We start from the raw sequence: 1,126 nt of genomic DNA, 5'->3' as shown, positions 1-1,126 counted from the left end.
AAAACCACCTTCGGGTGGTTTTTTTTTGCATTTAACTTCTCAAACTGGATGAATCATGTTATCTAATAAACTGATTTTGATGATCTAAAAGGGCAATAATTTATGATAAGAAAGAGCATTATCGGAATCATCGGATTACTAGGCTGTGTGAGCGTTCAGGCGGAATCTCCAGCAATCGCGATGTCTGCAGGAAGTTTTGAAGTTTTCGAAAGCAACAATTCATTGGAACTGGGTATTGAGTATCGGTTTGCCACACAGGAAACGTTCTTTAATGTCATTCCAGCAATTGGTCTCAGCGGCAACTCGGATGGAGGCTATTGGGCCCATGCAGGCGGTCGATATGACATTAATCTTGGAGAAAAATGGGTCTTAACCCCACAACTTGCCGTGGTCGGCTATGAAGATGGCGATGGTCAGGATTTGGGAAGCGGTTTTTTATTTCGTACGGGAATAGAGCTCGGTTATCGTATTAGCTCATCTTCACGGCTGGCGTTAACGCTCTATCATATGTCGAATGCGGACTTGGCAAAAAACAATCCCGGCTCCGAATCATTAATGCTGAGCTACAGTTTTTCTCCGTTTAATCGCTAGTTTTTTTTGTAAAATAGGCCCTTGCCTTCTGGCTGAGTTTTAAATCGTCGATGCACCCACAGATATTGCGTCGGCGATTTTTTTATTTCGGCCTCTACCCAGTCATTTACTCGTTGCGCATCAGCCAGTTCATCGCCTATTGGGTAGTTTTCCCAGGCGGGTCCAATATCAATCGAATAATTTCCATTGGGTAAGCGTCTTGGTACATAAGGCACAACGGCTGCACCACTCATTTTGGCGAGTCTAGCTGTTGCTGGAATAGTGGCGGCTTTTATACCAAAAAATTTGGCAAAAACACTGGTTCTTCGACCAAAATCCTGATCAGGCGCATACCATACAACCTTATTCTTTTTTAATGCTCTCAACATACCGCGCATATCTGCTTGTAAAATTGTCCCTTCACTGTGACGTTGTCGCTGATGTAGCATCACTGCATTAAATAACGGACTTTTAAGTTCACGAAACATCACATAGCACGGCTGTTTCAACATGATCAGCCGTCCGCCCAATTCCATGCTGGTAAAATGGCCGGTCA

Annotated in this window: 2 protein-coding genes; one reads left to right on the top strand and one right to left on the bottom strand. The window is 43.8% G+C overall.

Annotated features, from left to right (window positions below):
• The first annotated feature begins 102 nt into the window (after window positions 1-102).
• Window positions 103-591: an acyloxyacyl hydrolase gene (locus B3182_RS08635; protein ID WP_292356492.1), complete on the top strand. Its 489-nt coding sequence runs from the start codon at window positions 103-105 to the stop codon at window positions 589-591.
• Here the strand turns inward: B3182_RS08635 and B3182_RS08630 are convergent.
• The coding region (locus B3182_RS08630; protein WP_292752371.1) for a lysophospholipid acyltransferase family protein at window positions 588-1,126 on the bottom strand (539 nt) is incomplete at its 5' end. The genes B3182_RS08635 and B3182_RS08630 overlap by 4 nt on opposite strands.

The organism is Methylophaga sp. UBA4204 (genome assembly GCF_002379485.1).
Classification (GTDB): Bacteria; Pseudomonadota; Gammaproteobacteria; order Nitrosococcales; family Methylophagaceae; genus Methylophaga.
This window is presented reverse-complemented; position numbering and strand designations above follow the sequence as displayed.

Coding starts and splice junctions, on each gene's coding strand:
- B3182_RS08635 (WP_292356492.1), top strand. CDS start 103: ATGATAAGAAAGAGCATTATCGGAATCATCGGATTACTAGGCTGTGTG.